The sequence below is a fragment of the Amycolatopsis sp. M39 genome (assembly GCF_001651785.1).
In the GTDB taxonomy this organism is placed as follows: domain Bacteria; phylum Actinomycetota; class Actinomycetes; order Mycobacteriales; family Pseudonocardiaceae; genus Amycolatopsis; species Amycolatopsis rubida.
Map to the genome: position 1 here is coordinate 25,380 of NZ_LWSF01000006.1, position 26,520 is coordinate 51,899.

At 71.2% G+C, this 26,520-nt stretch carries 24 protein-coding genes, 1 pseudogene and 1 riboswitch; of the genes and pseudogenes, 21 read left to right on the plus strand and 4 right to left on the minus strand.

Annotated elements, in window-relative coordinates:
• Positions 1-46: 46 nt before the first annotated feature.
• Positions 47-481 (minus strand): OsmC family peroxiredoxin, encoded by a 435-nt coding sequence (locus tag A4R44_RS17315; protein ID WP_067581326.1) that lies wholly within the window; start codon positions 479-481, stop codon positions 47-49.
• Positions 482-596: 115 nt separating this feature from the next.
• Here A4R44_RS17315 and A4R44_RS17320 point away from each other — a divergent pair, with 115 nt between their 5' ends.
• Positions 597-1,106, plus strand: a complete 510-nt coding sequence (locus A4R44_RS17320; RefSeq protein WP_067582257.1) for a DinB family protein — start codon at positions 597-599, stop codon at positions 1,104-1,106.
• Positions 1,103-1,261 carry a hypothetical protein gene (locus A4R44_RS47980; RefSeq protein ID WP_157904907.1) on the plus strand — a complete coding sequence of 53 codons (159 nt, stop codon included), beginning with the start codon at positions 1,103-1,105 and terminating at the stop codon, positions 1,259-1,261. Before A4R44_RS17320 ends, A4R44_RS47980 begins: the two co-directional genes overlap by 4 nt.
• A 66-nt stretch (positions 1,262-1,327) precedes the next feature.
• On the opposite strand, the gene A4R44_RS17325 is transcribed toward A4R44_RS47980, so the two are convergent.
• Together A4R44_RS17325 and A4R44_RS17330 are read right to left on the minus strand one after the other, a co-directional pair.
• The gene (locus A4R44_RS17325) at positions 1,328-2,107 is read right to left on the minus strand and encodes a DUF1295 domain-containing protein (RefSeq protein ID WP_095213441.1); all 780 of its coding nucleotides are present in this window, start codon (positions 2,105-2,107) and stop codon (positions 1,328-1,330) included.
• Positions 2,104-3,351, minus strand: a complete 1,248-nt coding sequence (locus A4R44_RS17330) for a cyclopropane-fatty-acyl-phospholipid synthase family protein (protein WP_067581330.1) — start codon at positions 3,349-3,351, stop codon at positions 2,104-2,106. Before A4R44_RS17330 ends, A4R44_RS17325 begins: the two co-directional genes overlap by 4 nt.
• A 63-nt stretch (positions 3,352-3,414) precedes the next feature.
• Between A4R44_RS17330 and A4R44_RS17335 the strand changes: the two genes are divergently transcribed.
• The 11 genes from A4R44_RS17335 to A4R44_RS17385 all read left to right on the plus strand — a co-directional run bounded on the left by A4R44_RS17335 (position 3,415) and on the right by A4R44_RS17385 (position 12,845).
• Complete coding sequence (locus A4R44_RS17335) at positions 3,415-4,695, plus strand: NAD(P)/FAD-dependent oxidoreductase (RefSeq protein WP_067582260.1); 1,281 nt, start codon at positions 3,415-3,417, stop codon at positions 4,693-4,695.
• Positions 4,689-5,423 (plus strand): DUF1365 domain-containing protein, encoded by a 735-nt coding sequence (locus tag A4R44_RS17340; protein WP_067581332.1) that lies wholly within the window; start codon positions 4,689-4,691, stop codon positions 5,421-5,423. The genes A4R44_RS17335 and A4R44_RS17340 overlap by 7 nt, the downstream gene beginning before the upstream one ends.
• Positions 5,416-6,009, plus strand: a complete 594-nt coding sequence (sigK, locus tag A4R44_RS17345; protein WP_067581333.1) for an ECF RNA polymerase sigma factor SigK — start codon at positions 5,416-5,418, stop codon at positions 6,007-6,009. Before A4R44_RS17340 ends, sigK begins: the two co-directional genes overlap by 8 nt.
• On the plus strand, positions 6,006-6,767 hold the full coding sequence (locus A4R44_RS17350; RefSeq protein ID WP_095213411.1) for an anti-sigma factor domain-containing protein: 762 nt from the start codon (positions 6,006-6,008) through the stop codon (positions 6,765-6,767). Before sigK ends, A4R44_RS17350 begins: the two co-directional genes overlap by 4 nt.
• Before the next feature lie 228 nt (positions 6,768-6,995).
• Positions 6,996-8,312 (plus strand): cell division protein FtsZ, encoded by a 1,317-nt coding sequence (ftsZ, locus tag A4R44_RS17355; RefSeq protein ID WP_067582264.1) that lies wholly within the window; start codon positions 6,996-6,998, stop codon positions 8,310-8,312.
• Between the two features lie 359 nt (positions 8,313-8,671).
• Positions 8,672-9,385 (plus strand): peptidoglycan editing factor PgeF, encoded by a 714-nt coding sequence (gene pgeF, locus A4R44_RS17360; RefSeq protein ID WP_067581338.1) that lies wholly within the window; start codon positions 8,672-8,674, stop codon positions 9,383-9,385.
• A complete protein-coding gene (locus A4R44_RS17365; protein WP_067581339.1) occupies positions 9,382-10,125 on the plus strand; it encodes a YggS family pyridoxal phosphate-dependent enzyme in 744 nt (247 codons plus the stop codon). The genes pgeF and A4R44_RS17365 overlap by 4 nt, the downstream gene beginning before the upstream one ends.
• Positions 10,126-10,207: 82 nt before the next feature.
• Entirely contained in the window at positions 10,208-10,780 is a 573-nt protein-coding gene (locus A4R44_RS17370) for a cell division protein SepF (RefSeq protein WP_067581341.1), read from the plus strand.
• A 115-nt stretch (positions 10,781-10,895) separates the two neighbouring features.
• A complete protein-coding gene (locus tag A4R44_RS17375; protein WP_037367937.1) occupies positions 10,896-11,168 on the plus strand; it encodes a YggT family protein in 273 nt (90 codons plus the stop codon).
• Between the two features lie 53 nt (positions 11,169-11,221).
• Positions 11,222-12,073: a DivIVA domain-containing protein gene (locus A4R44_RS17380; protein ID WP_067581343.1), complete on the plus strand. Its 852-nt coding sequence runs from the start codon at positions 11,222-11,224 to the stop codon at positions 12,071-12,073.
• A 151-nt stretch (positions 12,074-12,224) separates the two neighbouring features.
• Positions 12,225-12,845, plus strand: a complete 621-nt coding sequence (locus A4R44_RS17385; protein WP_067581345.1) for a hypothetical protein — start codon at positions 12,225-12,227, stop codon at positions 12,843-12,845.
• Between the two features lie 26 nt (positions 12,846-12,871).
• On the opposite strand, the gene A4R44_RS17390 is transcribed toward A4R44_RS17385, so the two are convergent.
• Positions 12,872-13,627, minus strand: a complete 756-nt coding sequence (locus tag A4R44_RS17390; protein ID WP_067581347.1) for a helix-turn-helix transcriptional regulator — start codon at positions 13,625-13,627, stop codon at positions 12,872-12,874.
• A 64-nt stretch (positions 13,628-13,691) separates the two neighbouring features.
• On the opposite strand from A4R44_RS17390, the gene A4R44_RS17395 reads away from it, so the two are divergent.
• From A4R44_RS17395 to A4R44_RS50370, 8 genes and pseudogenes are all read left to right on the plus strand, one after another.
• Complete coding sequence (locus A4R44_RS17395) at positions 13,692-15,113, plus strand: MFS transporter (RefSeq protein ID WP_198545327.1); 1,422 nt, start codon at positions 13,692-13,694, stop codon at positions 15,111-15,113.
• A gap of 156 nt (positions 15,114-15,269) precedes the next feature.
• The gene (gene ileS, locus A4R44_RS17400; RefSeq protein ID WP_067581349.1) at positions 15,270-18,437 is read left to right on the plus strand and encodes an isoleucine--tRNA ligase; all 3,168 of its coding nucleotides are present in this window, start codon (positions 15,270-15,272) and stop codon (positions 18,435-18,437) included.
• Positions 18,438-18,648: 211 nt separating this feature from the next.
• Complete coding sequence (locus tag A4R44_RS17405; protein ID WP_067581351.1) at positions 18,649-20,040, plus strand: amino acid permease; 1,392 nt, start codon at positions 18,649-18,651, stop codon at positions 20,038-20,040.
• Positions 20,041-20,166: 126 nt separating this feature from the next.
• Positions 20,167-21,768 (plus strand): penicillin-binding transpeptidase domain-containing protein, encoded by a 1,602-nt coding sequence (locus A4R44_RS17410; protein ID WP_067582267.1) that lies wholly within the window; start codon positions 20,167-20,169, stop codon positions 21,766-21,768.
• A 193-nt stretch (positions 21,769-21,961) separates the two neighbouring features.
• Complete coding sequence (locus A4R44_RS17415) at positions 21,962-22,657, plus strand: helix-turn-helix transcriptional regulator (RefSeq protein ID WP_067581353.1); 696 nt, start codon at positions 21,962-21,964, stop codon at positions 22,655-22,657.
• Between the two features lie 99 nt (positions 22,658-22,756).
• Positions 22,757-24,235, plus strand: a complete 1,479-nt coding sequence (locus A4R44_RS17420; RefSeq protein ID WP_067581355.1) for a potassium/proton antiporter — start codon at positions 22,757-22,759, stop codon at positions 24,233-24,235.
• Between the two features lie 96 nt (positions 24,236-24,331).
• Positions 24,332-24,446: riboswitch (SAM riboswitch) on the plus strand.
• Positions 24,447-24,486: 40 nt separating this feature from the next.
• On the plus strand, positions 24,487-25,818 hold the full coding sequence (locus A4R44_RS17425; RefSeq protein WP_067581357.1) for an aminotransferase class V-fold PLP-dependent enzyme: 1,332 nt from the start codon (positions 24,487-24,489) through the stop codon (positions 25,816-25,818).
• Positions 25,819-26,305: 487 nt separating this feature from the next.
• Positions 26,306-26,520: pseudogene (locus A4R44_RS50370) on the plus strand (signal peptidase II); the annotation flags it as partial.

Genomic DNA, 26,520 nt, shown 5'->3' on the forward strand with positions numbered 1-26,520 from the left:
CGGGGGACCCTGGGGGAAGCAGAGCCCTCCGCACGACCGGCGGGGGTCAGGCCAGTGCGGCGTCCAGGGTGATGGTGGTGCCGGAGAGGGCCTTGGAGACCGGGCAGGTTTGTTCGGCGGCGGTGGCCAGCTCGGCGAACTGGTCCGCGGTCACGCCGTCCAGTTTCGCGCGCAGGGTGATGGCGATGCCGCTGATTTCGAAGCCGCCGCCGTCGGCCGGGCCGAGGGTCACCTCGGCGGAGACGTCGATGTACTCGGCTTCCAGTTTCCGGGACTCCAGCACGCCGGAGAGGTTCATCGCCAAGCAGCTGGAGTGGGCGGCGGCGATGAGTTCCTCGGGGCTGGTCCGGCCGTCCGGATCGCCTGCCCGGGTCGGGAAGGACACCTCGTAGGCGCCCAGGTTCGACGAGTCGAGGGTGACCTCGCCCTTGCCTTTCTGCAGTCCGCCGGTCCAGTGGGTGGTCGCGTCGCGGCTGGGCATCGCTGTCTCCTTCGAAACGGTGGGGGAACACTCCCCTGTTGAAGATAGTGCACAATTACATTGTGTGCAAGTTAAAACGCGGAAAGGGGTGGCCCGGTACGGCAGACTGCGAACGGTGACCGATGCTCCTGAACGTCCCGATCCGCCGATGGCGGGGGACGAGCGCGCCCAGCTCACCGGCTTCCTCGACTTCCTGCGCGCCAGCGTCGTGTGGAAATGCTCCGGGCTCACCGACGAGCAGGCCCGCCGAACGCAGGTGCCCAGCGAGCTGACCACGATCGCCGGGCTGCTGTGCCATCTCACGCTCGTGGAGAACTACTGGTTCCGGGTCGTGCTCGACGGGCAGCCGGACGCGTGGGCGGATCGGCTTGAGATCGATCGCGATGCCGAGTTCCGGCTCGCGCTGAAGCTGCCGATGACGCAGTTGATCGCCGACTACGAGGCGGAGGCCGAGCAGTGCCGGGCGGTCGTGGCGGCGCGGGGGTTCGACGACACGGTGCTGTTCAAGGGGGACAAGCCGCTCACGGTGCGTTGGGTTGTCACGCACATGATCGAGGAGACCGCGCGCCATCTCGGGCATCTTGACCTGTTGCGGGAGCTGACCGACGGTCTCACCGGGGAGTGAGCCCCGATCGCGCGCAGCTGGCCGGCGACCTCGAACCGCTGCGCGCGACCATGGCCTGGGAGTGCCCCGGGCGCATCGGCGAGCAAGCGCACGTGCCCGGCGAGCTGATGACCGCCGCCGGGAGGCCCGCAGCGGTTGGGCCGCGCGGCTGGTGACGGCCGGAACGGTGGTCGAGTGTCAGGTGAAGGAGACCTCGCGGCCGCACGAGTTGTCGCGGAAGCTCATCGGTCAGTGAACTTCTTCGGGGGCAGCGGGACGAATCCGCTGGTGCGGGCGATGTAGCCGGCGTAGCCGGGGCGGGTGTGCCGCATGCCGTTTTCCAGCATGGGCTTGCCGGTGCCGCGGGCGAGGGTGAAGGTCATCGCGACCGGGGACAGGATCGTCAACGCACCGGGCCACGTCGAGCAGGCCAGCAGGTAGAGGCCCCACCAGACGCAGGCGTCGCCGAAGTAGTTCGGGTGCCGGGTGTAGCGCCAGAGGCCGGTGTCGAGGACTTGGCCCCGGGTCGCCGGGTCCTCGCGGAACCGGCGCAGCTGCTCGTCGCCGACGGTTTCGAAGGCGAAGCCGACCAGCCAGACCGCCACGCCCAGCCAGGCGGTGACGCCGAAACCCGTGCCGGACATGGCGAACTGCACGGGCAGCGAGACGAACCACAGGACCACGGCCTGCATCAGGTAGGTCCGCACGAAGATCCGGACGCCGGGATTCGCGCCCGCGCGTTCGGCTATCTGCTGGTAACGCGGGTCTTCCGGCTTGCCGCGGTTGCGCAGGTGCAGGTGAACGGCCAGACGCACGCCCCAGACGACGGTGAGCGCGGCCGTCGTCAGGCGCAGGGCGAGCGGGCCCGTGCCGAAGGGGAACGAGACCACCGCGACGAGGGCGAAGCCCAGGCCCCAGAAGGTGTCGATGGTGTCGTAGCGGCGGCGCAGGCGGGCGATGCCGAAGGTCAGGGTCACCGCGACCAGGGTGACTCCGGCGGTGAGGGCGAGCAGCGCGATCATGCCCACTCCCTCGTCCACGGCAGGGCGGAGCGGCCGGTCGCGTCCGGTCGCACCGCGAGGATCTGGTCGACGCCCATGCGGTTCTCCTCGAAGGCGAGTGCACCACCTGCGAGGTAAAGCCGCCAGACCCGGGCTCCGGCCTCGCCGATCAGCGCGACGGCCTCGTCCCAGTGCTGCTCCAGCGTGTCTGCCCAGGCTCGCACAGTCGGGACGTAGTGCTCGCGCAACGCGTGCACGTCGCGGATTTCGAAGCCCGCGGTTTCAAGGTGGCCGAGGGTGCGGCTGAGCGGGCGCATGGTCATGTCGGGGGCGATGTAGCGCTCGATGAACGCGCCGCCGCCGGGTGCGACCGCTCCGCGCGACATTTGCTGCAGCAGCAGGCGGCCGGTGGGTTTGAGCATCCGGTGCAGCGTGGCGGCGTAGGCCGGGTAGTTCTCTTCGCCGACGTGTTCGCCCATCTCGATGGATGCTACGGCGTCGAAGGTCTCTCCGGCGAGTTCCCGGTAGTCCTGCCGCCGGACTTCGACGCGGTCGTCCAGGTCGTGCTGCGCAAGCCGGGTTTTGACGTGCTGCACCTGCTCGGCGGAGATGGTGACGCCGACGACCTGGACGCCGTGGTGCTTCGCCGCGTGCACGACCAGGGAACCCCAGCCGCAGCCGACGTCGAGCAGGCGCATGCCCGGCCGCAGGCCGAGTTTGCGGCAGATCAGCTCAAGTTTGTCGTGCTGGGCGCGAGCAAGACCAGCAGAGCCGGCGTCCTCGGACCAGTAGCCCGAGGAGTACGCCATCGAATCGTCCATCAGCAGCTGGTAGAAGGCGTTCGACAGGTCGTAGTGGTGCGAGATCGCGGAGCGGTCCCGGCCGAGGGTGTGCCGCTTCCCGCGCAGCCGGGCTTCTTCGGCGGGCGGCTTCGGCGGCAGGCCGAACACTCCGAGCCGGGCGGCCAGACGCACGGCCTCGCCGAAGTCTCGTGCGGACAGGTGCGGCCGGTAGGCCCAGGCCCGGCGGAAGCCCTCGGTGAGATCCCCCTCGACGTCCAGATCGCCCGAGACGTAAGCCCTGGCCAGGCCCAGTTCGCCAGGCGAGTACAGCAGCCAGCGCAGCGCGCGGCGGTTTTTCAGGACGACGGTCGGTCCGGCCGGTCCGGCCTGGTGCCCGTCCCAGGTGCGGACGGCGACCGGGAGCGGGCCGCCGAGGACGCGTTCGGCGAAGCCGGCGAGTCGGTGGGCTGCGGATTTCGGCATGCGAGGGGTTCGGAGCCGAGGATCGCCCGGATTGGCGCCAATCCGGCCCGGCCGCGGCGCCGAATGCCTTCCGTGCACCACACCACGGGACAACGCATCGCTGTCATCGGCAGCGGGGTCGCCGGCCTCACCGCCGCGTACCTGCTGCAGCGCCGCTACGAGGTTCTGCTGTTCGAAGCCGACGACCGGCTCGGCGGCCACGCCCACACCCACGACGTGCCGAGCGCGCACGGCGGGACCGTCGCCGTCGATACCGGGTTCCTCGTCCACAACGAGCGCACCTACCCGACGCTGCTGCGGCTGTTCGGCGAACTGGGCGTCCGCACCCGCGAGACCGAGATGTCGATGAGCATCCGTTGCGACGGCTGCGGCCTGCAGTACGCCGGGGCGAAGGGCGTGCGCGGGCTGTTCGCGCAACGGAGCAACGTCGCGTCCACGCGCTACCTGCGCATGCTGGCCGAGGTGAAGCGGTTCCACCGGCACGCCGGACGCCTGCTGGCCCGCCCCGACGCGGGCGACGTCCCGCTCGGCGCATTCCTCGCGATCGGCGGGTATTCGCGGTACTTCGTGGACCATTTCGTGCTGCCTCTCGTGTCCACGGTGTGGTCCGCCGATCGCACCGACACCATGCAGTATCCGGCGCGGTATCTGTTCGAATTCCTGCGCAATCACGGAATGCTCACCGTGCGGAATTCGCCGACCTGGCGGACGGTTGCCGGCGGTTCGCGGGAGTACGTCGAGCGGGCGGCCAAGCAGCTCACCGCAGTGCATCTGTCCACTCCAGTACGCGCGGTGCGGCGGACCGCGCGCGGCGTCGAGGTGCGCGACGATGCCGACACAGCACACCGGGTCGACCGCGTCGTGGTTGCGACGCATGCGGATCAAGCGTTGCGCATGCTGACGGATCCCACCGCGGCGGAACAGAAACTGCTCGGTGCTTTCCGCTACTCGCGCAACGAAGCTTGGCTGCACACTGATCCCGCCGTGCTGCCGACCGTGCCTGGTGCCCGGTCTTCCTGGAATTACCGGACGCCTGGCTGCGGGGCGGACATGCGCGCTGTCCAAGTCACCTACGACCTGAATCGCCTGATGGGCCTCGACGAAGCGACGACGTACGCCGTCACCCTCAACCCGAGCGTCGGCCTCGATTCGGACGCAGTGGTCGCGAAAATGTCCTACGAGCACCCGATCTACACGCCGGAATCGGTTGCCGCGCAGAGGAGCCTGGCGGAATTGAACGACGGTGTCCTCGCGTATGCCGGGGCTTATCAAGGCTGGGGATTCCACGAGGACGGCTGTTCTTCCGGCGTCCGCGCCGCGGCCAGTTTCGGGGTGAGCTGGTGACCGCTCTCTACGACGCCACCGTCGCGCACGTCCGCCGGGCCGACCCGCCGTACTCCTTCGCGCACCGGATGTACCTGTGGCGGACCGACCTCGACGACCTGCCGCGGCTGCCGTGGTGGCTCCGGCCGTTCGCGCGCTTCGACGGCCGCGACCACTTCAGCCGGGACGAGCCCGGCGACATCCGGTCCAAACTGGACGCTTGGCTCGCGCACCGCGGAGTGGACTTGCGCGGCGGACCGGTGACGATGCTCGCGTCGGCGCGCGTTCTCGGGTACGTGTTCAATCCGATCACGGTCTACTGGTGCCACACGCCGGACGGCGCGCTCGCCTGCGTGGTCGCCGAGGTGCACAACACCTACGGCGGACGGCACGCCTACCTGCTCCGGCCCGGCGGGGACCTCGGGGACCTCCGGGCGGACAAGGAGTTCTACGTGTCGCCGTTCCAGGAGATGGCGGGGGAGTACCGGATGCACCTGCCGCGGCCGGACACGCTGCTGGCGTTGACCGTCGTCCTCCAGCACGACGGAGACGCCGCGCTGACCGCTACGCTGCGAGGAGTCCGCCGTCCGGTCGGGATCCGCACGCTCGCGCGGTTCCTGCTGGGCAGGCCGCTGCAACCGCAGCGCGTCGCGGCGCTGATCCGCCGCCACGGGCTCGCGCTGTGGCGGCGCAAGGCCCCGCTCGCCGCCCGGACCGGACAGAACACGGCAGGAGCCCTCCATGGATGAGAGCGCACGCCCGGCGGACCGGCTCTCGGCGGTGCCCTCGACCGGTGCCGAGGACCTGATGGCGCTGGTCGCGAAGGGGGACGAACGCGCCTTCGAGCGGCTCTACGATCAGCTCGCCGGTCCCGTCTACGGGCTTGTCCGCCGCATCGTGCGAGACCCTGCGCAGTCCGAAGAGGTCGCGCAGGAGGTGCTCGTGGAGCTGTGGAAGACCGCGACGCGTTATTCGCCGGCGAAGGGCAGCGTCCTGAACTGGGCGATGACTCTCGCGCACCGCCGCGCGGTCGACCGGGTCCGGTCCGCCCGGGCGAGCACCGAACGGGAGCGCAAAGCGACCTTCGAAGCCGCGCGCGGGCGGCCGTTCGACGAGGTCGCCGAATCCGTCGCGACCCGGCTGGAACGTTCGCAGGTGCGGCGCTGCCTGAAGACGCTCACCGAACTGCAGCGGGAATCGGTCCTCCTGGCCTACTACCAGGGCTACACCTATCGCGAGGTCGCCGACGTGCTGGACACGCCGCAGGGGACGGTCAAGACGAGACTGCGCGACGGGTTGATCCGGCTGCGCGACTGCTTGGGGGTGACGGCGTGAGCAGCCCGGAGATGCACACGTTGGCCGGCGCGTACGCGCTCGACGCGCTGACGGAGGTCGAGCGGGCCCAGTTCCGCCGTCACCTCGAGCAGTGCGAGGCCTGCGCGCAGGAGGTGCGGGAACTGAGCGAGACCGCGGCCCGGCTCGGCGCGGCGATGGACGAGCAGCCGCCGTCCGGCCTCAAGGACCGGGTGCTGACGGAAATGCGCACGACGCGCCAGCTGCCGCCGCGGACCGGCGCCGCGGAACCGCGTCCGCGCGGACCGCGCCGCTGGCCGATGCTCATCGCCGCCGCGGCCGCGGTGATCGGGCTCGCCCTGGCCGGCGTGTTCGGCGGGATCGCGCTGCACACCAGCAGCCAGCTGAACAGCGCACAGTCCGAATTGGGCGCCGCGCGCGACCGCTACCTGCCGGTGGCCGAATTGCTCACCGCGCCCGACACGCGGACCGAGCACGTCACGTCGCCGCGCGGGGGCGGAGGCACGGTGGTCGTTTCGCGGAAGCTGGACCGCGTGATGTTCATGCAGTCCGGGCTGCCGCCGGTCCAGTCCGGGCAGGTGTACGAGGCCTGGCTGATGGGCCCGGACCTCGCGCCGCGCCCGGCTGGTCTGCTGCCCGGGGGACCGTCGGGTTCGCTGGTGGTGGCGGACGGCCTGGCTGGTGCGCAGCAGTTCGCGGTGAGCGTGGAGCAGGCCGGGGGATCGCCGTCGGGGAAGCCGTCGAGCGACGTCGTTCTGGTCACTTCCGTGCCCGCATAGCAGACCGCGCGCCCGGCCTCGCGGCGGGCTCCGGCCTTGCGCGCGGCTTCGCGTTGTGGCAAAACACCTTTGCCGCTCACGGCGTGGCTACTGGATTAGAGCTTGCGCGGCGCCTACCGTCCTGCCTTGACGCCGGTGGTTGACATAACTCTCACTCTCGGGTTGAGGTTGAGGGTTTCCGGCCCCGGCGGGCGGCATGTGCACATCACGATCAGGAAGGCGGACCCGATGACGCCCCCGCACAACTACCTTGCGGTGATCAAGGTCGTCGGCATCGGCGGCGGCGGCGTGAACGCCGTGAACCGGATGATCGAGGTCGGCCTCAAGGGTGTCGAGTTCATCGCGGTGAACACCGACGCGCAGGCACTGCTCATGTCCGACGCCGACGTCAAGCTCGACATCGGCCGGGAACTGACCCGCGGACTCGGCGCCGGAGCCGCCCCCGAGGTGGGGCAGAAGGCGGCCGAGGACCACCGCGAGGAGATCGAAGAGGTCATCAAGGGCGCCGACATGGTGTTCGTGACCGCGGGCGAGGGCGGCGGCACCGGCACCGGCGGCGCGCCGGTCGTCGCGCAGATCGCCCGCAAGCTCGGCGCGCTCACGATCGGCGTGGTGACCCGCCCGTTCACCTTCGAGGGCAAACGCCGCGGCAAGCAGGCCGAAGAGGGCATCCAGCAGCTGCGCAACGAGTGCGACACGCTGATCGTGATCCCGAACGACCGGCTGCTGCAGCTCGGCGACATCGGCGTGTCCCTGATGGACGCGTTCCGCTCCGCCGACGAGGTGCTGCTCTCCGGTGTCCAGGGCATCACCGACCTGATCACCACGCCGGGCCTGATCAACCTGGACTTCGCCGACGTCAAGAGCGTCATGTCCGGCGCGGGCTCCGCGCTGATGGGCATCGGCTCCGCGCGCGGCGAGGGACGGGCGATCCAGGCCGCGGAGAAGGCGATCAACTCGCCGCTGCTGGAAGCGTCGATGGACGGCGCGCACGGCGCGCTGCTGTCCATCGCGGGCGGATCGGACCTCGGGCTGTTCGAGATCAACGAGGCCGCGTCGCTCGTGCAGGAATCGGCGCACCCGGACGCGAACATCATCTTCGGCACGATCATCGACGACTCCCTCGGCGACGAGGTCCGCGTCACGGTGATCGCGGCCGGGTTCGACGCGGGCGCGCCCACCCACAAGAAACTCGACCCGCCCGCGTTCGGCGGCAAACAGGGCAACGGCACCGCGTCCGCCGCGGCGGGCCAGGTCGGCGGCGGTTCGGCCGCGCAGACCCCGCCGCAGACCGGGGCCACCCCGGTGCCCCCGGCGGGCAGCTCCGGCTACCCGGTGGCTCCGCCGCGGACTCCGCCGTCGGGCCTGCCGCAGCCGGGCACCGGCACCCCGCCGGGCGGCCTTCCCCAGCCGGGCGGCGGCTCGCGCGGCTATTCGCCGATCGGTTCCGGTTCCGCGTCGGGCGGTCTGCCGAGCCGCCCGACGACGGTGCACGACGACCCGACCGACGACGACGTGGACGTGCCGCCGTTCATGCGGCGGTAAGCAAGGACTCGCGAGCGACGGCCGTCCCGACACGTTCGGGGCGGCCGTTGCCGTGCCCGGGCCCTCGTGAGCGCTGGTGCCGGTTTTCACTGGGATCGCCACTTACGAGGCTTTGGGGTGCAGGGCTCGTGAGCGCTGGTGCCGGTTCTTGCCGGGATCGCCACTCGCGAGGGCCCGGCCACGACGCGTACTTGCGCGGGACAAGGCAGCTGCTGCGGTGGCCGCGGGGCATGGGCGCAGTGGGCAGAAGCGTGCGGCGGCCAGACCGGCCTCGTGAGCGCTGCTGCCGGTGAGAACCGGGATCGCCGCTCACGAGCCTCGCCCCCGGCGGCCGCCGCGGTTTTTGGCAGGATGACGGGGTGCGAGTACGACGAGTGGTCACGACCAGGGCGGGCGGGGCTTCCCGGCCGCCGTACGAGAGTTTCAACCTCGGCGACCATGTCGGCGACGACGCGGGCGACGTCTACGCCAACCGCAAGCGGCTGGCGACCGAACTCGGTCTCGCCGAGGACAAGCTGGCCTGGATGGAGCAGGTGCACGGCCGCACCGCGACCGTCGTGGACGGCACCGAGACCTCCGCCGCCGAAGCGACCGACGCGCTGGTGACCGATCGTCCGGGCGTCGCGCTCGTGGTGCTGGTCGCGGACTGCGTTCCGGTGCTCATGGCGGATCCGGAAGCGGGCGTCGTCGCCGCGGTGCACGCGGGCCGGGTCGGCGCGCGCGTCGGCGTGGTGCCTGCCGCGCTGGAGGCGATGCGCGAGCTCGGCGCCGAACCGGGCCGCGTCGAGGCGTTGCTCGGTCCGGCCATTTGCGGCGACTGCTACGAGGTCCCGGCCGCGATGGCCGCGGACGTCGAGAAACATCTGCCTGGCAGTTCCGGCACAACGCGCAAGGGCACGACCAGCCTGGACCTGCGGGCCGGGCTCTGGCAGCAGCTGGCCGACCTCGGCGTCGGCCGCGTCGGGGCGGATCCGCGGTGCACGGCGGAGGACAAGACGTTGTTCAGCTTCCGCCGCGACGGCACCACCGGCCGCATCGCCGGAATCACCTGGCTGGAAGAGGAGCAGGCGTGACCGAGGACCCGGCGGAGCAGCGGCGGGCGGAGCTGGCGGCGTCGCTGGCCGCGGTCGAGGAGCGCATCGCGAACGCCTGCGCGGAGGCCGGTCGTTCCCGCGACGAGGTGCGGTTGCTGGGCGTCACCAAGACCTTCCCGGCGACTGACGCCGCGGTGCTGACCGACCTCGGGCTGCTGAACCTCGCCGAAAACCGCGACCAGGAAGCGGGTCCGAAGGCGGCCGAGGTCGCCCAGCTGCGCCCGGAAGCCGCGCCGCGCTGGCACATGGTCGGGCGGCTGCAGCGGAACAAGGCGCGGTCGGTGGTGCGCTGGGCGGCCGAGGTCCAGTCGGTCGACTCGGCGCGGCTCGCCGACGCGCTCGCCCGCGCGGTCGCCGCCGCGCGGGAGGCGGGGGAGCGGACCGGACCGCTCGACGTCCTGGTCCAGGTGAGCCTCGACGGCGACGTCGCGCGCGGCGGGACCCGGCTCGAGGAGCTCGACGCCCTCGCCGACCGCATCGCCCACACGGGGGAGCTGCGACTGCGCGGCGTGATGGCTGTGGCCCCGTTGGGGGAGGACCCGGGCACTGCTTTTGCCCGCCTGTCCCGCGCGGCGGAAAGAGTCCGTGCCCGGTATCCGGAAGCGGCTGACGTCTCCGCCGGGATGAGCCATGATCTGGACCAGGCGATCCGGCACGGCTCCACGTGTGTGCGTGTCGGAACCGCGTTGCTCGGCGGGCGCGGTTTAGCCTCGCCGTAGGGAGTCCGCCCGGTGGTGACGTTTCGTGTCCGGCCGGGCGGGGCACAACGGTGCGGGAGCGGCAGAGGGCTAGGGAGAGGCTATGAGCGCGCTGCAGAAGCTGAAGGCCTACTTCGGGATGGTGCCCGCGGACGAAGACGGCTACGACGACGGGTACGACGACTACGACGACGGCTACGACCAGCCGCCGGCGCGGTCCCGGGCGCGCTACCGCGATGTCGAAGAGACTTACGGCGAACCGGCCGCTCGCGTGCGGTCGCGGTCGATGGCGGCCGAGCCGACGACGCACGGCGCGCTCGCCGTGGACCGCCAGCCGGAGCCGATCGCCCGGTTGCGCCCGGTCGCCGAACCGGTCGCCGCGCCGGTCCGGGACCCGCTCAGCCGGATCACCACGCTGCACCCGACGAGCTACATCGAGGCGCGGGCGATCGGCGAGCACTACCGCGAGGGCATTCCGGTGATCATCAACCTCACCGAGATGGAGAACGCGGACGCCAAGCGGATCGTGGACTTCGCGGCGGGACTGGCGTTCGCCGTGCGGGGGTCGATGGACAAGGTCACCAACAAGGTGTTCCTTCTCTCACCGCCCGATGTGGACGTGACCGCCGAGGACCGCAGGCGGATCGCCGAGGGCGGATTGTTCCTGCGCGGGTGAACGGGGGAGGACCGCTGGGCGCAGCCAGACGTGATTTTGTCGACTATGCCGCCCTCGGGGCGGCTGGTCGCGCCCCATCCGGCCGTCCCCCGCTAGAGTGGTCGCCGTGAATGCTGTGTGGCTTGCGATCTGGTACGTGCTGTTTGCCTTCTGGCTGCTGCTCACGGCCCGGATCGTGGTCGAGCTCGTGCGGACTTTCGCACGGGAATGGCGTCCCGCCGGAGGGGTTGCGGTGACGCTCGAGACCATCTACACAGTGACCGACCCGCCGGTGCGGTTGTTCCGCAGGATCATTCCGATGGTCCGGATCGGCGGCGTAGGACTGGACTTGTCGATTATGGTGCTGCTGTTGGTTGTGTTCTTCGCGATGCAACTGACACCCAGGTGATCGGGGAAAACCCGGGTGTGTCCTGCAGGCCATGGAGTGCGTGAGGTGATCTGATGTCGTTGACCCCCGCTGACGTGCATAACGTCGCGTTCAGCAAGCCGCCCATCGGCAAGAGGGGCTACAACGAGGACGAGGTGGACGCGTTCCTCGACCTGGTGGAGACCGAGCTTGCCCGGTTGATCGAGGACAACAACGAGCTGCGCCAGCAGGTCGAGCAGCTCGACTCCGAGCTCGAGTCGACCCGCTCGGAGCTCGAGAACGCGAAGGTCGCCGGCCCGCCGCCGGGCCGCGACCCCGAGCCGTCGCGGCGGCTCGCCCCGGTTCCGCCTCCCGCTTCGGCGATGGAGCAGACCCAGGCGCACTCGATGGTCCCCGACAGCGGCGAGCCGAACGTCCAGGCGGCCAAGGTGCTCGGCCTGGCCCAGGAAATGGCCGACCGGCTCACCGCCGAGGCGAAGACCGAGTCCGACGGGATGCTGGCGGAGGCGCGGACCAAGTCCGAGCAGCTGCTGTCCGACGCCCGGGCGAAGTCCGACTCGATGGTGAACGAGGCGCGCACCCGCGCCGAGACGATGCTGAACGACGCGCGCACGCGCGTCGAAACGCTGGAGCGCCAGGCGCGCGACAAGGCGACCACGCTGGAACGCGAGTCGCAGCGCAAGTACACCGAGACGATGAACAACCTGAACGCCGAAAAGGGCGCTTTGGGCAAGAAGATCGAAGAGCTCCGCACGATCGAGCGCGAATACCGCACCCGGTTGCGCGGCTTCCTCGAGTCCCAGCTGCGCGAGCTCGACGACCGCGGCTCCGCGGCCCCGGCGTCGGCGTCCTCCGGGTCGAGCCAGTCCTCGACCGGAAACAGCGGCCAGGGCTACTCGTTCGGCCCGCGCGCCGAGGCAGGCTGACCGACCGCCGCACGCACCCCGCCGGATGACCTTCCGACCCGGCGGGGTTTCGGCGTGTCCGGGTCCGGCACCGCCACGGTGGGGAACCGGCGGGGTACGCCGCGTGGGCGGGTCGCATCGGGAAACCGGGCGGCGCGTGTTGTAATTCAGCGTGCTCTACATCGTCCTCCTTCTGGTGCTGGCGGCTCTCGGGCTGCTCGTCACGGCGCTCATCACGGGCACCTCGCTGTGGGCCTGGGTTTCCATCGGCCTTTCCGTGCTCGCCGGGCTCCTTCTGCTCGTCGACTGGCTGCGCCGGCGCAAACGCGCGGACACCGGCTCGGACGAGGACTCCGAAGAGCCGGCCGACGCCGAGGACTCCGAGCCGGACTCGGATTCGGCGGAGAACAAGGACGAGGCGGCCCCGGCCGAAGCGGACGCCGAGCAGACCGCGCTGATCCCGGCGACGGGCGAGCTGGGCGATCCGGCGGACGTGCCGGAACCGGAGGTCGGGAAGCCCGCCGCGGAAGCCGGACCCCAGTCCGAGGCGAAGGCGGTGCGCGACACGCCGCCCGCCGTGGAGGAGACCGCGCCGGAGGACCTCGAGGTGGTCACGGAGCTTGAGGACGAGGTCGTGGTCGTCGACGAGTACCCGCGCTACCACCTGGTGGACTGCGGCTGGCTGTCCGGCCGCGACACGATCCCGATCGGCGTCGGCGAGGCGCGGCAGCTCGGGTTCACGCCGTGCGCGCGGTGCGGTCCGGACGCGGTGCTGGCCGCGGCGCATCGCTGACGCCCTCGTGCGTGGCGATCGCGGTGCTAACCGTGATCAGCACTCACGAGGCCCAGTACCCGCTCAAGCTCCGCGCTCCCGCTTTCGGTGAGCCGCACCGCTCGATGCGCCTTCGTGCGGCTTTGCAGCCACCCCGCGTCGAGAAACCGTCGCGTCACTGCTGCGCCCAGGGCTCCGGCCAGGTGATGGCGCTGCTCTGTCCAATCCAGACAGAACCGCAGCAGCGGACGACGGCTCTCCGCGGCCGCCTCGACATCCACGCCTAACGCGGCGAACACGTCGTCGGCGGCAGGGCCCAGCACGTACGGATGTTCTTGCAGCTGCGAGGAAATCCGGTCCCCGGCCCGCCGTCGCGTGGTCGGGTCACCATCCACAGTGGCCAGTGCGCCGCGGTCGAGCAGGGCCGCCGTGACGGTCACGCCGAGGCGTCCGGCGACGTGGTCGTAGCACAATCTCGCGGTGCGCAGGGCTTCCGCGCGGGTGCCCTCCCGCAGCGAGCGGACGGGGCGCGCGGGGGAGTGCCGGGCGAGCGCTTCCAGCAGCTCGGGGGCCGCGCCGGCGATGCGGTAGAACCGGTGCCTGCCGGATTTTTCCGCGGTCACCAGGCCCGCGGCCAGCAGTTTCGACAGGTGCGCGCTCACGCCCTGCGCGGTCAGGCCCGCTTCGCCGGCCAGCACGGACGCGGCCAGCGACCGGTCGTCCGCGAGGGCCATCAGCACGCGGACCCGCGCCGGATCGGCGAACAGGGCGGCGGTGCGCGCGATGTCGGCGTCTCCTTCCATGCCTCCAGCATGCTCCCGGCACACTTCCACCGCGACGGAAGCGTTCCCGGTGTCTGCTGGGCCCATGCGCACCGCGATCCTGTTCACCATGTGCGCCGGGATGTTCCTGGTGCAGCTCGACGTCACCGTCGTCAACGTCGCTCTCCCCACTCTCGGCGGCGAACTGCGCGCGAACGTTCCGCAGCTGCAGTGGGTGGTGGCCGGCTATTCGGTCGTGCTCGCCGCGTTGCTGCTGACCGGGGGAGCGCTCGGCGACGTGCTCGGGCACCGCGTCGTGGTGCTGACCGGGCTGGGCGTTTTCGGGGCTGCTTCGGCGGCGTGCGGGCTGGCGCGGTCGGCGGGCTGGCTGGTCGCGGCCCGGGCGGTGCAAGGGGCCGGGGCGGCGTTGGTGCTGCCGGGCACGATGGCGGTGATTGCCGGGACGTTCCCCGGCCGTGCGGAACGTGCCCGGGCACTGGGGGTCTGGGCCGGGATTTCGGCGCTCGCCTTGCCTGCCGGACCGTTGCTGGGCGGGATTCTCGTGCAGACGGCCGGATGGCGGCCGGTGTTCTGGCTGAACGTTCCGATCGTCGCCGCGGCGGCCGTCGCGACCCGGCGGCTGGTGCCGCCGGACGTCCGGAAACCGGGCCGCGTGGACGTTCCCGGGGCGGCGACCGCTGCGTTAGCGCTCGGCTCCGGGGTGTACGCGGTGATCGCGAAGACACCGTGGGCCGGGTTGCTCGCGGTGGCGGCGGCCGTGGCGTTCGTGGTGGTGGAACGGCGCGCTCCGGCACCGATGCTGCCGTTGCCGCTGCTGCGCTCGCGGCAGACGGCGGGCGCGAACCTGGTGTCCGCGGCGATGAACTTCGTCGGCCTGGGTTCGGTGCTGGTGTTCACGCTCTACTTGCAGGACGTGCTCGACGCGGACCCGATCGCCGCGGCCGCCGCGGTGCTGCCCATGTTCGTCCCGATGGCGCTGCTCGGCCCGGTTTCCGGACGGCTCACCGCGAGGTTCGGCTCGCGCCCGCAGATCGTGGCCGGGCTCCTGCTCGGCGTCGCGGCGATGCTGAACCTGCTGCGGATCGGCCCCGGCACCGGGTACTGGACGCTGCTGCCGACGCTGTTGGTGCTCAGCGCCGGGATGGGACTGCTGACCGCCGCCGTGGTGACTGCCGTGGTCGCCGACGCGCCTGGGGAGCGGGCGGGCATCGCGGGCGGGTTCAACAACGCGGCGCGACAGGCGGGCGGCGCGCTCGGCGTGGCGGTTTTCGGTGCGGTGGCGGGAGAACCGGCGGCGCACGCGTCGTTCGTGCACGGCCTGCACTTGCTGGGGCTCGGGTCGGCTGGGCTGTGGCTCGCGGCTGCGGTGCTCGCGGTGGTGACGGTGCACGGCCGGGGCAGGGCGAAAGCGAGTTGCGGCGACAGGTTAACCTGGAGTCAGCAAGGCGTCGATCCGGCCATCACCGGGGAGCCTCCGGAAGAACCGGGCGGTCGCCGCCCGCAGTAGAACCGGACGGGTGCGGCCCGTGACAGCCGTGCGACGAGTGGCCCGGGAGCAGTGCGCCGGGCAAGCGGGGTGGTACCGCGTGACGCGCGAGCGTCTCGTCCCCGTGTGGGTGGTCGCCGGCCGCCCGTACGAGCGACGAACGCAAGGAGCACCCGGATGTACCCCCAGGCTTCGCCGGGCGGAGAGACCACGGTCCCGTCCCAGCCGTCGTTCCCCGCGCTGGAGGAGAGCGTCCTCGCGTACTGGGAGAGCGACCGGACCTTCCAGGCGACCGTCGACGCCCGCCCCGAGGGCACGAACGGCGACAACGAGTACGTCTTCTACGACGGCCCGCCCTTCGCCAACGGCCTGCCGCACTACGGGCACCTGCTCACCGGGTACGTGAAGGACATCGTCCCGCGCTACCAGACGATGAAGGGCAAGCACGTCGAACGGCGGTTCGGCTGGGACACCCACGGCCTGCCCGCCGAACTCGAAGCGATGCGGCAGCTCGGGATCACCGAGACGACCGAGATCGAAGAGATGGGCATCGCGAAGTTCAACGAGGCCTCGCGCGAATCCGTGCTGCGCTACACCGACGAATGGCGCGACTACGTGACGCGCCAGGCCCGCTGGGTGGACTTCGACAACGACTACAAGACGCTCGACGTCACCTACATGGAGTCGGTGCTCTGGGCGTTCAAACGGTTGTGGGACAAGGGACTCGTCTACGAGGGCTACCGGGTCCTGCCCTACTGCTGGCGCGATGCGACGCCGCTGTCCAACCACGAGCTGGGCATGGACGCCGACGTCTACCGCAACCGGCAGGACCCGGCCGTCACGGTCGGATTCCGGCTGGAGGGCAACGACAACGACCTCGACGGCACGCACCTGCTGATCTGGACCACGACCCCGTGGACGCTGCCGGCCAACCTCGCGACCGCGGTGCACCCCGAGGTCGAGTACGTCGTGGTGGAGACCGAAACCCAGCCGGGCAAACGCTTCCTGCTCGGCGAGGCGCGGCTGGCCGCGTACGCCCGGGAACTCGGCGAGGAGCCGACGGTCGTCGCGCGCTACACCGGCGCGCAGCTGGCCGGGGCCCGGTACGCGCCGCCGTTCCCGTATTTCGCCGGGCTGGAGAACGGTCACCGCGTGCTGCTGGCGGACTTCGTCACCACCGAGGACGGCACCGGGATCGTGCACCTCGCGCCGTACGGCGCCGACGACAAGACGGCGACCGACGCGGCCGGGATCGTCCCGCCGACCCCGGTGGACGCGCACGGCAAGTTCGACGCCACTGTGCCGGACTACGCCGGGCAGCAGGTGTTCGACGCGAACCCGGACATCGTGAAGGACCTCAAGAACGGCACCGGCGGCGCGGCGGCGCAGGGCGCGGTGCTGCTGCGGCACGAGACCTACGACCACTCGTACCCGCACTGCTGGCGCTGCCGGAACCCGCTGATCTACAAGCCGGTGTCGTCGTGGTTCGTCGCGGTGACACAGTTCAAGGACCGGATGGTCGAGCTGAACCAGCAGATCACCTGGTACCCGGAGAACGTCAAGGACGGCCAGTTCGGCAAGTGGCTGGAGAACGCCATCGACTGGTCGATCTCCCGCAACCGCTACTTCGGCACGCCGATCCCGGTGTGGCGCTCGGACGACCCGGCCTACCCGCGCATCGACGTCTACGGCTCGCTGGACGAGCTGGAGGCCGACTTCGGCGTGCGGCTGGACAACCTGCACCGGCCCTACATCGACGAGCTGACCCGGCCGAACCCGGACGACCCGACCGGCAGGTCCACCATGCGCCGCGTGCCGGACGTGCTCGACGTGTGGTTCGACTCCGGGTCGATGCCCTACGCCCAGGTGCACTATCCGTTCGAGAACCGCGAATGGTTCGAGCACCACTACCCGAGCGACTTCATCGTCGAGTACATCGGGCAGACCCGCGGCTGGTTCTATCTGCTGCACGTGCTCGCGACCGCGCTGTTCGACCGGCCGGCGTTCCGCACCTGCGTGTCGCACGGCATCGTGCTCGGCTCCGACGGCCAGAAGATGTCGAAGTCGCTGCGGAACTACCCGGACGTCAACGAGGTCTTCGACCGCGACGGGTCCGACGCCATGCGGTGGTACCTCATGGCGAGCCCGATCCTGCGCGGCGGCAACCTCGTCGTGACCGACCGGGGGATCCGCGACGCGGTCCGCCAGGCCGTGCTGCCGCTGTGGAACTCGTACTACTTCCTCGCCCTGTACGCGAATGCCGAAGGCAAGCAGGGGCAGTGGCGCACGGATTCCACGCACCTGCTCGACCGGTACGTGCTGGCGAAGACGCACGAACTCGTCACCGACGTCGAGTCCGCGATGGACGGCTACGACATCGCGGGCGCGTGCCAGACCGTGCGGGACTTCCTCGAAGTGCTGACGAACTGGTACGTCCGCCGGTCGCGCGACCGGTTCTGGGCGGGCGAGCAGGACGCGATCGACACGCTGCACACGGTGCTGGAGGTGACCTGCCGGGTCATCGCGCCGCTGCTGCCGCTCACCACCGAAACGGTGTGGCGCGGGCTGACCGGCGGCCGTTCGGTGCACCTGGCCGACTGGCCGAACGCGCTCGACCTGCCCGCCGACGCCGCGCTGGTGACCGCGATGGACAAGGTGCGGCAGGTGGCGTCGTCGGCGCTGGCGCTGCGCAAGGCGAACAAGCTGCGGGTGCGGCTGCCGCTGGCGAAGCTCGTGGTCGCGGCCGAGGAGGTCGAACCGCTGCGCGGGTTCACCGAGATCCTCCGGGACGAGGTGAACGTGAAGTCGGTGGAGCTGACCACCGACGTCGCCGCGCACGGCTCGTTCGAGGTCGCGGTGAACGCGCGGGCGGCCGGTCCGCGGCTGGGCAAGGCCGTGCAGCAGGTGATCAAGGCGGTCAAGGCGGGCGACTGGACGACCAACGAGTCCGGCGCGGTCGTGGCGGCGGGCGTCGAACTGGCCGACGGCGAATACGACCGGCGGCTGGTGGCCGCGGGCGGCGGCGCGGCGGCCGAACTGCCCGGCGGGGCCGGCCTGGTCGTGCTGGACACCGAGGTCACCGAGGACCTGGCGAACGAGGGTTTGGCGCGCGACCTGGTCCGCGTGGTCCAGCAGGCCCGCCGCGAGGCCGGTCTCGACGTCGGCGACCGGATCTCGCTGACCGTGGACGCCATCGGCGAGGTGACGGCCGCGGTGCGCGAGCACGAGGAGTTCGTGGCGTCCGAGACGCTCGCGACGTCGGTGTCCTACGGCGAGGTGGCCGAGGGCTTCGACGGCACGGTCGGCGAGGGCGTGAAGGTGCGCGTGGCGGTCGCGAAGGCGTGATCTGACGCGGTCCCGCCCCTGAGTACGGGTGCCCCGGGCGCGCGGTCCCGCTGGGGTGAACGTCTGTGAGGGGAACTCTCAGGGAATCAGATTCCCTCAGGGTTCCCCTCACGTACCTCAGCGGGAGTGGGGAGAGCCGCGCCCAGCCGGGGACTGCGGACGGGCGGGCCTCGGCTCCGGTGCCCGGGCAAGCGTCTGCTAGGGATTCCCCATGACTTCAGAAGCCGCCGCCGAACCGGCCGCCGAGGGGCTGGCCGCCGGCTTGCGCCAGCGGCACCTCGCCATGCTCGCGATGGGCGGCGTGATCGGTTCGGGATTGTTCGTCAGCTCCGGCGTCGGGATCAAGCTCGCCGGGCCCGCCGTCGTGCTGTCCTTCGTGCTCGCCGGCACGCTCGCGATGCTGGTCATGCGCATGATGGCGGAAATGGCCGCCGCGATCCCGTCCAGCGGGTCCTTCTCGGTGCACGCCGAGCGCGCGTTCGGGCCGTGGGCCGGGTTCGCCATCGGCTGGCTGTACTGGGCCGCGCTCGTGGTCGTGCTCGCGGTCGAGGCCACCGCGGCCGCGATCATCGTCAACAGCTGGCTGCCCGGCGTTCCGCAGTGGGCGCTGGTCCTGCTCTTCATGGCCGTGCTGACCGCGGTCAACTTCACGGCGGTGTCCCGTTTCGGCGAACTCGAGTTCTGGCTGGCGCTGATCAAGGTCGTGGCGGTCGTGGCTTTCCTGGTCCTCGGCGTGCTCGCGTTCCTCGGCGTGCTCCCGGGAACGTCTTTCGCCGGAACGGCCAATCTCCTCGGCAACGGCGGGCTGCTGCCCCACGGATGGCAGGGCGTCGGCGCCGGTTTGCTCGCGGTGGTCTTCAGCTTCGGCGGCCTGGAAGTGGTGACCATCGCGGCCGCCGAGTCCGACGACCCCGCGCACGCTGTCGGCAAGGCGGTCCGCAACGCGGTCGTGCGGATTTCGGTGTTCTACATCGGTTCCATGCTGGTCATCGTCTCGCTGTTGCCGTGGCCGAGTGTCCAAACCGGACAGAGCCCGTTCGCCGCGGTGCTCGAACGGATCGGGATCCCGGCGACCGGGCAGATCATGAACGTGGTCGTGCTGTTCGCCTTGCTGTCCACGCTGAACACCAACATGTACGGCGCGGCCCGCATGGTGTACTCGCTGGCGCGCCGCGGCCACGCGCCGCGCGCACTGGCCAAAGTGGACCGCAACGGCGTGCCGAGCTTCGCCGTCGCCGCTTCGGTGCTCTTCGGGTTCGTTGCCGTGGCGCTGAACGCGCTCTGGCCGGACACCGTCTTCCAGTACCTGCTCAACGCGGTCGGCTCGGTGCTGCTGATCGTGTGGATCCTGGTCGCCTGCACGCAGTTGCGGGTGCGCAAGCAGCTGGAACGCACCGCGCCGGAGAGCCGCACCGTGCGCATGTGGGGCTTCCCGTACCTGACCTGGGCGACGCTCGCCGCGATGGTCGCGATCCTGGCGGTGATGACCGGCGACCCCGCCGCCCGGATCCAGCTGATCAGCTCGGGCGTGCTGGTCGCGGCGCTGGTCGCGGCCGGGATCTGCGGGCAACGCGCCCGCCGGAAATCCGACCAAACTGTATAACGACCTATACGGCCCGCCGTTGATCACGAATTCGTCGCGTTTCCCGAGGTAACGCCCGCTTCGGCGCAGCGATGGAAAGCTGAGCGAGGGACGCGGGCGGACCGCGTGGGCGAGGGGGAGGCGACGGTGAGTCCTGCCGGGAAGAAGGGCGTGCTGATCGGGGGCGCGCTGGCCGTGGTCGCGATCGTCGTGGCAGCGGTCGTGCTGCTCAGCGGCGGGGGATCGACGGCGGCCTCGCCAGGTTCGGAGCCAGGGTCAACCGCCGCGGAGCCGAACGACCCGGGCTCGGCCGCTCGCGGATACCTGCTCGCCTTCGCCACGAAGGACGCCGACACCGCCAGCAAGGCCACCGACGCTCCGGCGGACGCCTCTTCCGCGCTGCAGGACGCCTGGGCGACGCTGCGGCCCAAGGAACTGACCGCCAAGCTCGGCGACGTCGGCGCGGCGCAGGGCGGCAAGGCCACGGCCGCCTACACGATCATCTGGAACCTCGGCCCCGGCCACACCTGGACCTACACCGGCAGTCTCGGGCTCGTCCAGGCACAGGGCACGTGGCGGGTCCACTGGGCGCCGACGGCGCTGCACCCCGAGCTGGAAGCGGGGCAGCGGCTGGCGATCGCGTCCTCGGACGTCCCGGCAGTGGTCGACCGCGACGGCAAACCGCTCGTCGTCTCCGGCGGAGGAGGGCTGAAGCTCGCTGACGAGAAGGCGTTCCCGCTGCTCCGTTCGGCGCTCACCGGGCACGGGCAGGCGTCCGAAGCGTTCGCGGTGGAGCGCGTGGACGCCACGGGCAAGAATCTGGAGACGCTGTTCGGCAACCCCGAAGGCGACCACAAACCGGCCGCCACCGGGCTCAGCGTCGCGACCCAGAAGGCGGCCCAGGCAGCGGTCGACGGGTATCACGGCAAGGCCGTCCTGGTCGCCGTCCAGCCGTCGTCCGGCGACGTGCTCGCGGTGGCGCAGAACGGCAGCGTCACCAACGCCGCGTCGGCGTTCAGCGGCCAGTACGCGCCGGGGTCGACGTTCAAGATCGTCACCGCGACCGCGGCGCTGGAAGCCGGCCTGGTCACGCCGGATTCCTCGGTTCCGTGCCCGCTGACCGACCGGATCGGCACCCGCACGCTCTCCAACGAGGGTTTCGACCTCGGCACGACCACCGTGCACCAGGCGTTCGCGAAGTCCTGCAACACCACGTTCGGCAGGCTCGCTTCGCAGCTGCCCGCCGACGGGCTCGCGAAGGCGGCCGCCCAGTTCGGCCTCAACGCCGACTTCGCGATCGAGGGCCTGTCCACCGAGATGGGCCGCGTCGACCCGGCGGCGAACGCGGACGAACAGGTCGAGGACGGCATCGGCCAGGGAAAGGTGCAGGTCAGCCCGATGGGAGCGGCGGTGATGGCGGCGACCGCGGCGTCCGGGCGCGCGGTCGTGCCACGGCTGTGGGAAGGCGGCACCAAGGTCGGCACCGGCTACCAGCCGCCCTCGGGTTCGGTGCTGGCCGCGTTGCGCGGGATGATGCGCGAGGTCGTCACCGGCGGCACCGCGACCGGCCTGGCGCACTCCGGCTCGGTGTTCGGCAAGACCGGCACCGCGCAGTTCGGCGACGGCGCGGAGGCACACGGCTGGTTCGCCGGCTATCGCGGCGACCTGGCGTTCGCGGTGTTCCTGGAGGGGGCCAACGACTCCAAACCGGCCGTCTCGCTGGGCGCGAAGTTCCTCGACGCGCTGTAAGGGCTCACGACACGCACACGCTCAGGCCCGCGCCGACCGCTGCCGGTGAGAACCGGCAGCAGCACACACGGCCCCTGGAGGCCTGCCTGCGCCGCGTTACGGTCGTGAGTGGCTATGCCGGTTCTCACCGGCATAGCCACTCACGCCCGACTCTTCGGCCGCCGCCGAACGCTGCCCGCTCTACCCTCCCTGTATGGAAACCGTCGCACTGGCCGAGGTCGCCGCCGTGCTCGCCGACCCGAGCCGCGCGACCATGTGTCTCGCGCTGCTCGACGGCCGCGCCTGGACGGTCGGCGAACTGGCCGCCGCGGCGCGGATCGCGGTCTCGACGGCCAGCGAGCACGTGACGCGGCTGGCCGAGGCCGGGTTCGTCGCCCGGGTGAAGCAGGGGCGGCACGCGTACGTGCGGCTCGCGAATCCGCGGGTCGCGGAGCTGATCGAGCATCTGGCGCAGCATGCCGAACTGAAACGGCCGTCCGGGCTGCGGACTTCGTTGCGGGTGCGGCGGTTGTCGTTCGCGCGCAGTTGCTACGACCATCTCGCCGGGACGCTCGGCGTCGCCTTGCGCGACGGGATGGTCGAGCGGGGCCTGATCGACGTGTCGGACGGGCTCGCGCTCACCGAAGCCGGACGCGACGTGCTGGCCGATCTCGGTGTCGCGGTGCCGGACCGGCCGCGGCGGCCGCTGCTGCGTGACTGTCTGGATTGGACAGAGCGGCGGGAACACCTCGCGGGCGCGGTTCCGGCGGCGGTGCTGGAGCGGGCGGTCGAAGCCGGATGGCTGACGCGGGACCAGCAGCGCGCGATCCGGGTCCTGCCCGGTGCGCGGGGTCCGTTCGCCGCGCTGGGTGTCGATCTGGCGACGGTGAGTGCCGCCGAGGCTTCGTAACACACCGGCGAGGTCCCCCGGACCGGTGGTGCGCGCACGGGAACCGGACACCGCCTCACTATTCTGGACGCCTGCGGGCGACGGGAGGGAGGCGGAGGGGTGGACGAGCTTCCCATGCTGCTGGGCGTCGGAGCGCTGGTTCTGGTCGTCTCGGTGCTCGCGGTGCGGGTGTCCATCCGGCTCGGATTCCCCTCGCTGCTGCTGTATCTCGGGATCGGCGTCGTGCTCGGCGAAGCCGGGTTCGGCATCCGCTTCGACAATCCGGCGCTCACCCAGTCCCTCGGGCTCGCCGCGCTCGTCCTGATCCTCACCGAGGGCGGGCTCACCACGCGCTGGTCCGCGGTGAAACCCTCGCTGGGGCCCGGAATCCTGCTGTCCACACTGGCCGTGGTGATCAGCATCGCGGTCACCGGCGCGGCACTGCACTGGCTGCTCGGCCTCGACTGGCGGCTGGCCCTGCTGTGGGGCGCGGTCCTCGCGTCGACCGACGCCGCGGCGGTGTTCTCCGTGCTGCGCACGGCCGGGGTCGGCAAACGGCTCGTCGGCGCGCTGGAGCTGGAATCCGGCATCAACGACGCGCCCGCCTACATCGCGGTCGTCGTGCTCGCCTCCGGCGAGGCGGTGGACTGGTCGCTGCCGCTGCTGGTGGTCTACGAACTGCTCACCGGCCTCGCGCTCGGCCTCGCGTTCGGCTGGCTGGGCGCGCAGGCGCTGCGGCGGGCCGCGCTCCCGGCGACCGGCCTGTACCCGCTCGCCACGGTCGCGGTGTGCCTGCTCGCGTACTCCTCGGGACAGCTGGCGCACGCGTCCGGCCTGCTCGCCACCTACGTCGCCGGCCTGGTGCTGGGGAACTCCAAGCTGCCGCACCGCTCGGACACCCTGTCCTTCGCCGAAGGGCTCGGCTGGCTCGCGCAGATCGGCCTGTTCGTGCTGCTCGGCCTGTTCGCGTCGCCGACCCGGCTGCTCGAAGCGCTGATCCCGGGACTGGTCGCGGGCGCGGTGGTGCTGCTGCTCGCCCGGCCGCTCTCGGTGGTCCTGTCGCTGCTGCCGTTCCGTTTGCCGTGGCGGGAGCAGACGTTCCTGTCCTGGGCCGGATTGCGCGGTGCGGTGCCGATCGTGCTCGCGATGATCCCGCTGTCCGAAGGCGTGCCCGGCGCGCAACGGCTCGTGGACGCGGTTTTCGTGCTCGTCATCGTGCTCACCGTGCTGCAGGGCGCGACGCTCAGCCCGCTCGCGCGGATCCTCGGACTGGCGAAGGCGACACAGGCGCACGAGATCGAGGTCGACGCCGCCCCGCTCGACGAACTCGGTGCGGAACTGCTGCAGGTGCGCATTCAGAAGGGGTCGAAGCTGCACGGCGTGTACCTGTCGGAGCTGCGGCTGCCCGCCGGGGCGACGGTCAGCCTCGTGGTCCGCGACGGGGCGGGCTTCACCCCGCAGAAAACGAGCCGCTTGCAGGTCGCCGACCAGCTTCTGGTGGTCACCACCGCCGCCGACCGGGACGCGACCGAACGGCGCATCCGGGCCGTCGACCGGGCCGGCCGCCTCGCCCGCTGGCACGGGGAATCCGGGGCCTGACCCTTCTGCCCTTTGTGGACATACCCGGTGACTGCCGTCTCAGATCACGAGACGGCGCTGGTTTCGTCCGGGGGTTGTCCGCTATCTTCGGTTTCAGGTCATGAGTGCCAGCGCGAAGCCCCGGCTCGCTGGCCGGCAACCCTCCTACCGCGGTGGGGTGCCCCGGGTGAGGACCAGGCCGGTCGCGCAGTGCGGCGGGCAAGCGCGGGCCCCTCGCCGGGGGTCCCCCGGAACGCCGAGGAGGCACCGTCATGACTCTCGCACTCGACCGGTCCACGGAAGCTGTTGGCACCGCTGTTCCCGCTGTCGCGGGTGCGGCGCTGCGGGTCCCGCTGGTGACGGGCGGCGACATCGGCTACGCCAACCTCGACCACGCGGCGAGCGCGCCGTGCCTGGACGCGGTGCGCTCGGCGGTCGACGAGTTTCTTCCCTGGTACGCCAGCGTGCATCGTGGCGCGGGCTTCGCTTCGCAGGTCTCGACGCGGCTGTACGAACGGACCCGGGACGTGGTGCGCCGGTTCGTGGACGCGCGCAGCGGCGACTCGGTGATCTTCACTCGCAACACCACTGACGCGTTCAACCTGCTGGCAAAGGCGTTGCCGCGCAAGACTTCCGTGGTGGTGTTCGACAGCGAGCACCACGCGGCGCTGCTGCCGTGGCGGGGTCCGAACGTCCGGCGCGTGCAACTGCCGCGGACCCGGCTCGCCGCAGTGTCCGTTGTGGACGAAGCGCTTGCGGAATGTCCGCAGGGGCCTCGGTTGGTGGTGGTCGCTGGTGCGTCCAATGTGACTGGCGAGCTGCTGCCGGTCGCCGAGATCGCCGCGGTGGCCCGGAACCACGGCGCCCGGGTGGCCCTTGACGCCGCGCAGCTCGCTCCGCATCGGCGGATTTCGTTGCGGGAGCTGGATGTCGACTACGTCGCGCTGTCCGGTCACAAGCTGTACGCGCCCTTCGGGGCTGGTGCGCTGATCGGGCGCGGCGACTGGTTGCGGGCCGCCGAGCCGTACCTCGCCGGTGGAGGCGCTACGAAGCTGGTGACCGAGGAGGCCGTGGTGTGGAACAGCGGCGAGGAGCGGCACGAGGCCGGGTCGCCGAACACCGTTGGCGTGTATGCGCTTGGGGTGGCTTGCGAGCAGCTGGCGGCTCAGTGGGATGCCGTTGGCTCGCACGAGGCCGCTCTGCTGGAGCGGCTGCGCAAGGGGCTTGAAGGCTTGCCGGGGTTCGCTGAGCTGCGATTCTTCGACGCGCCGGTGGACCGGGTCGGCACGGTGAGCTTCGTCGTCGACGGATTCGAGCCCGGGTGGCTGGCCGCGGTGCTGTCGGCTGAGTACGGGATCGGCGTGCGGGACGGGGCGTTCTGCGCGCACGTGGCCGCCCGGCGGTTGATCCGCGAGGCCGGAAGCGAGGGCCAGCAGGCGGTTCGGGTGAGCCTCGGGCTGGGGAGCACTGAGGAGCACGTGGACCGGCTGGTGCTGGCGCTGCGGCAGATCGTGGCCCGGGGAGCCCGGTGGGAGTACGCGAAGGCGGACGGGCGATGGGCGCCGGTGGGGGATACGCGGGAGCTGCCGCCGTTTTGCGCCTGAGGGCACTGGGGTGACGGTTCCGGTTTTGGGACTGGCTCGCCAGAAAACTTGACCACGACGCGGGATCGGCTCAACGGCGCGCCCGCCGCGGCGGCGGAGCCGGCGCCATCAAACACTGCCGGTGCGCCAGGATGATCGCGTGCAGGTCATTCAGCAGGCCGCGTTCGGCGAGATGGCCGTTGAGGAGCGACCGGGCAGGTGAGTGAACGCGGCTCGGGCCGCGTCGGCCGGGGTGGGGACCGGGGTGTCGCAGCCGGCCAGGGCGGTCTGCGGCACGTCGTGGATTTCCCGCGGTTCGGTGCGGGAGAGGCCTGCCAAGGGGCGCAGGTGCGCGCTGTCGGCTGGCCAGCGGGGAGAGGTCGAAGGCGATCCCGGCCGCGGCGGGGATCTCGGCGGGCAGGGCAGCGAAGCGGCGTCCGGGGCGACTGAATTCGGGCCGGGGACTGCCGCTGTGACCTGCTCGGGCGCGGTTGTGGACAATGGGGGTGTGAGCACCGATCCTTCGCCGTCCGAACCCGAGGTCGAGCCGTCTGCGGAACCGCCCGAGCAGGAGGCTGCCGACGAAGGCGCGCCGCTGCCCAAGCGGCGGGTCTGGGTGGTGTTCGCGGTCGCGGCGCTGCTGTGGGCGATCGACCTGATCACGAAGAACCTCGTCGTCGCCGACCTCGAGGGCAAGGAGCCGAAGCCGATCCTCGGCGGGCT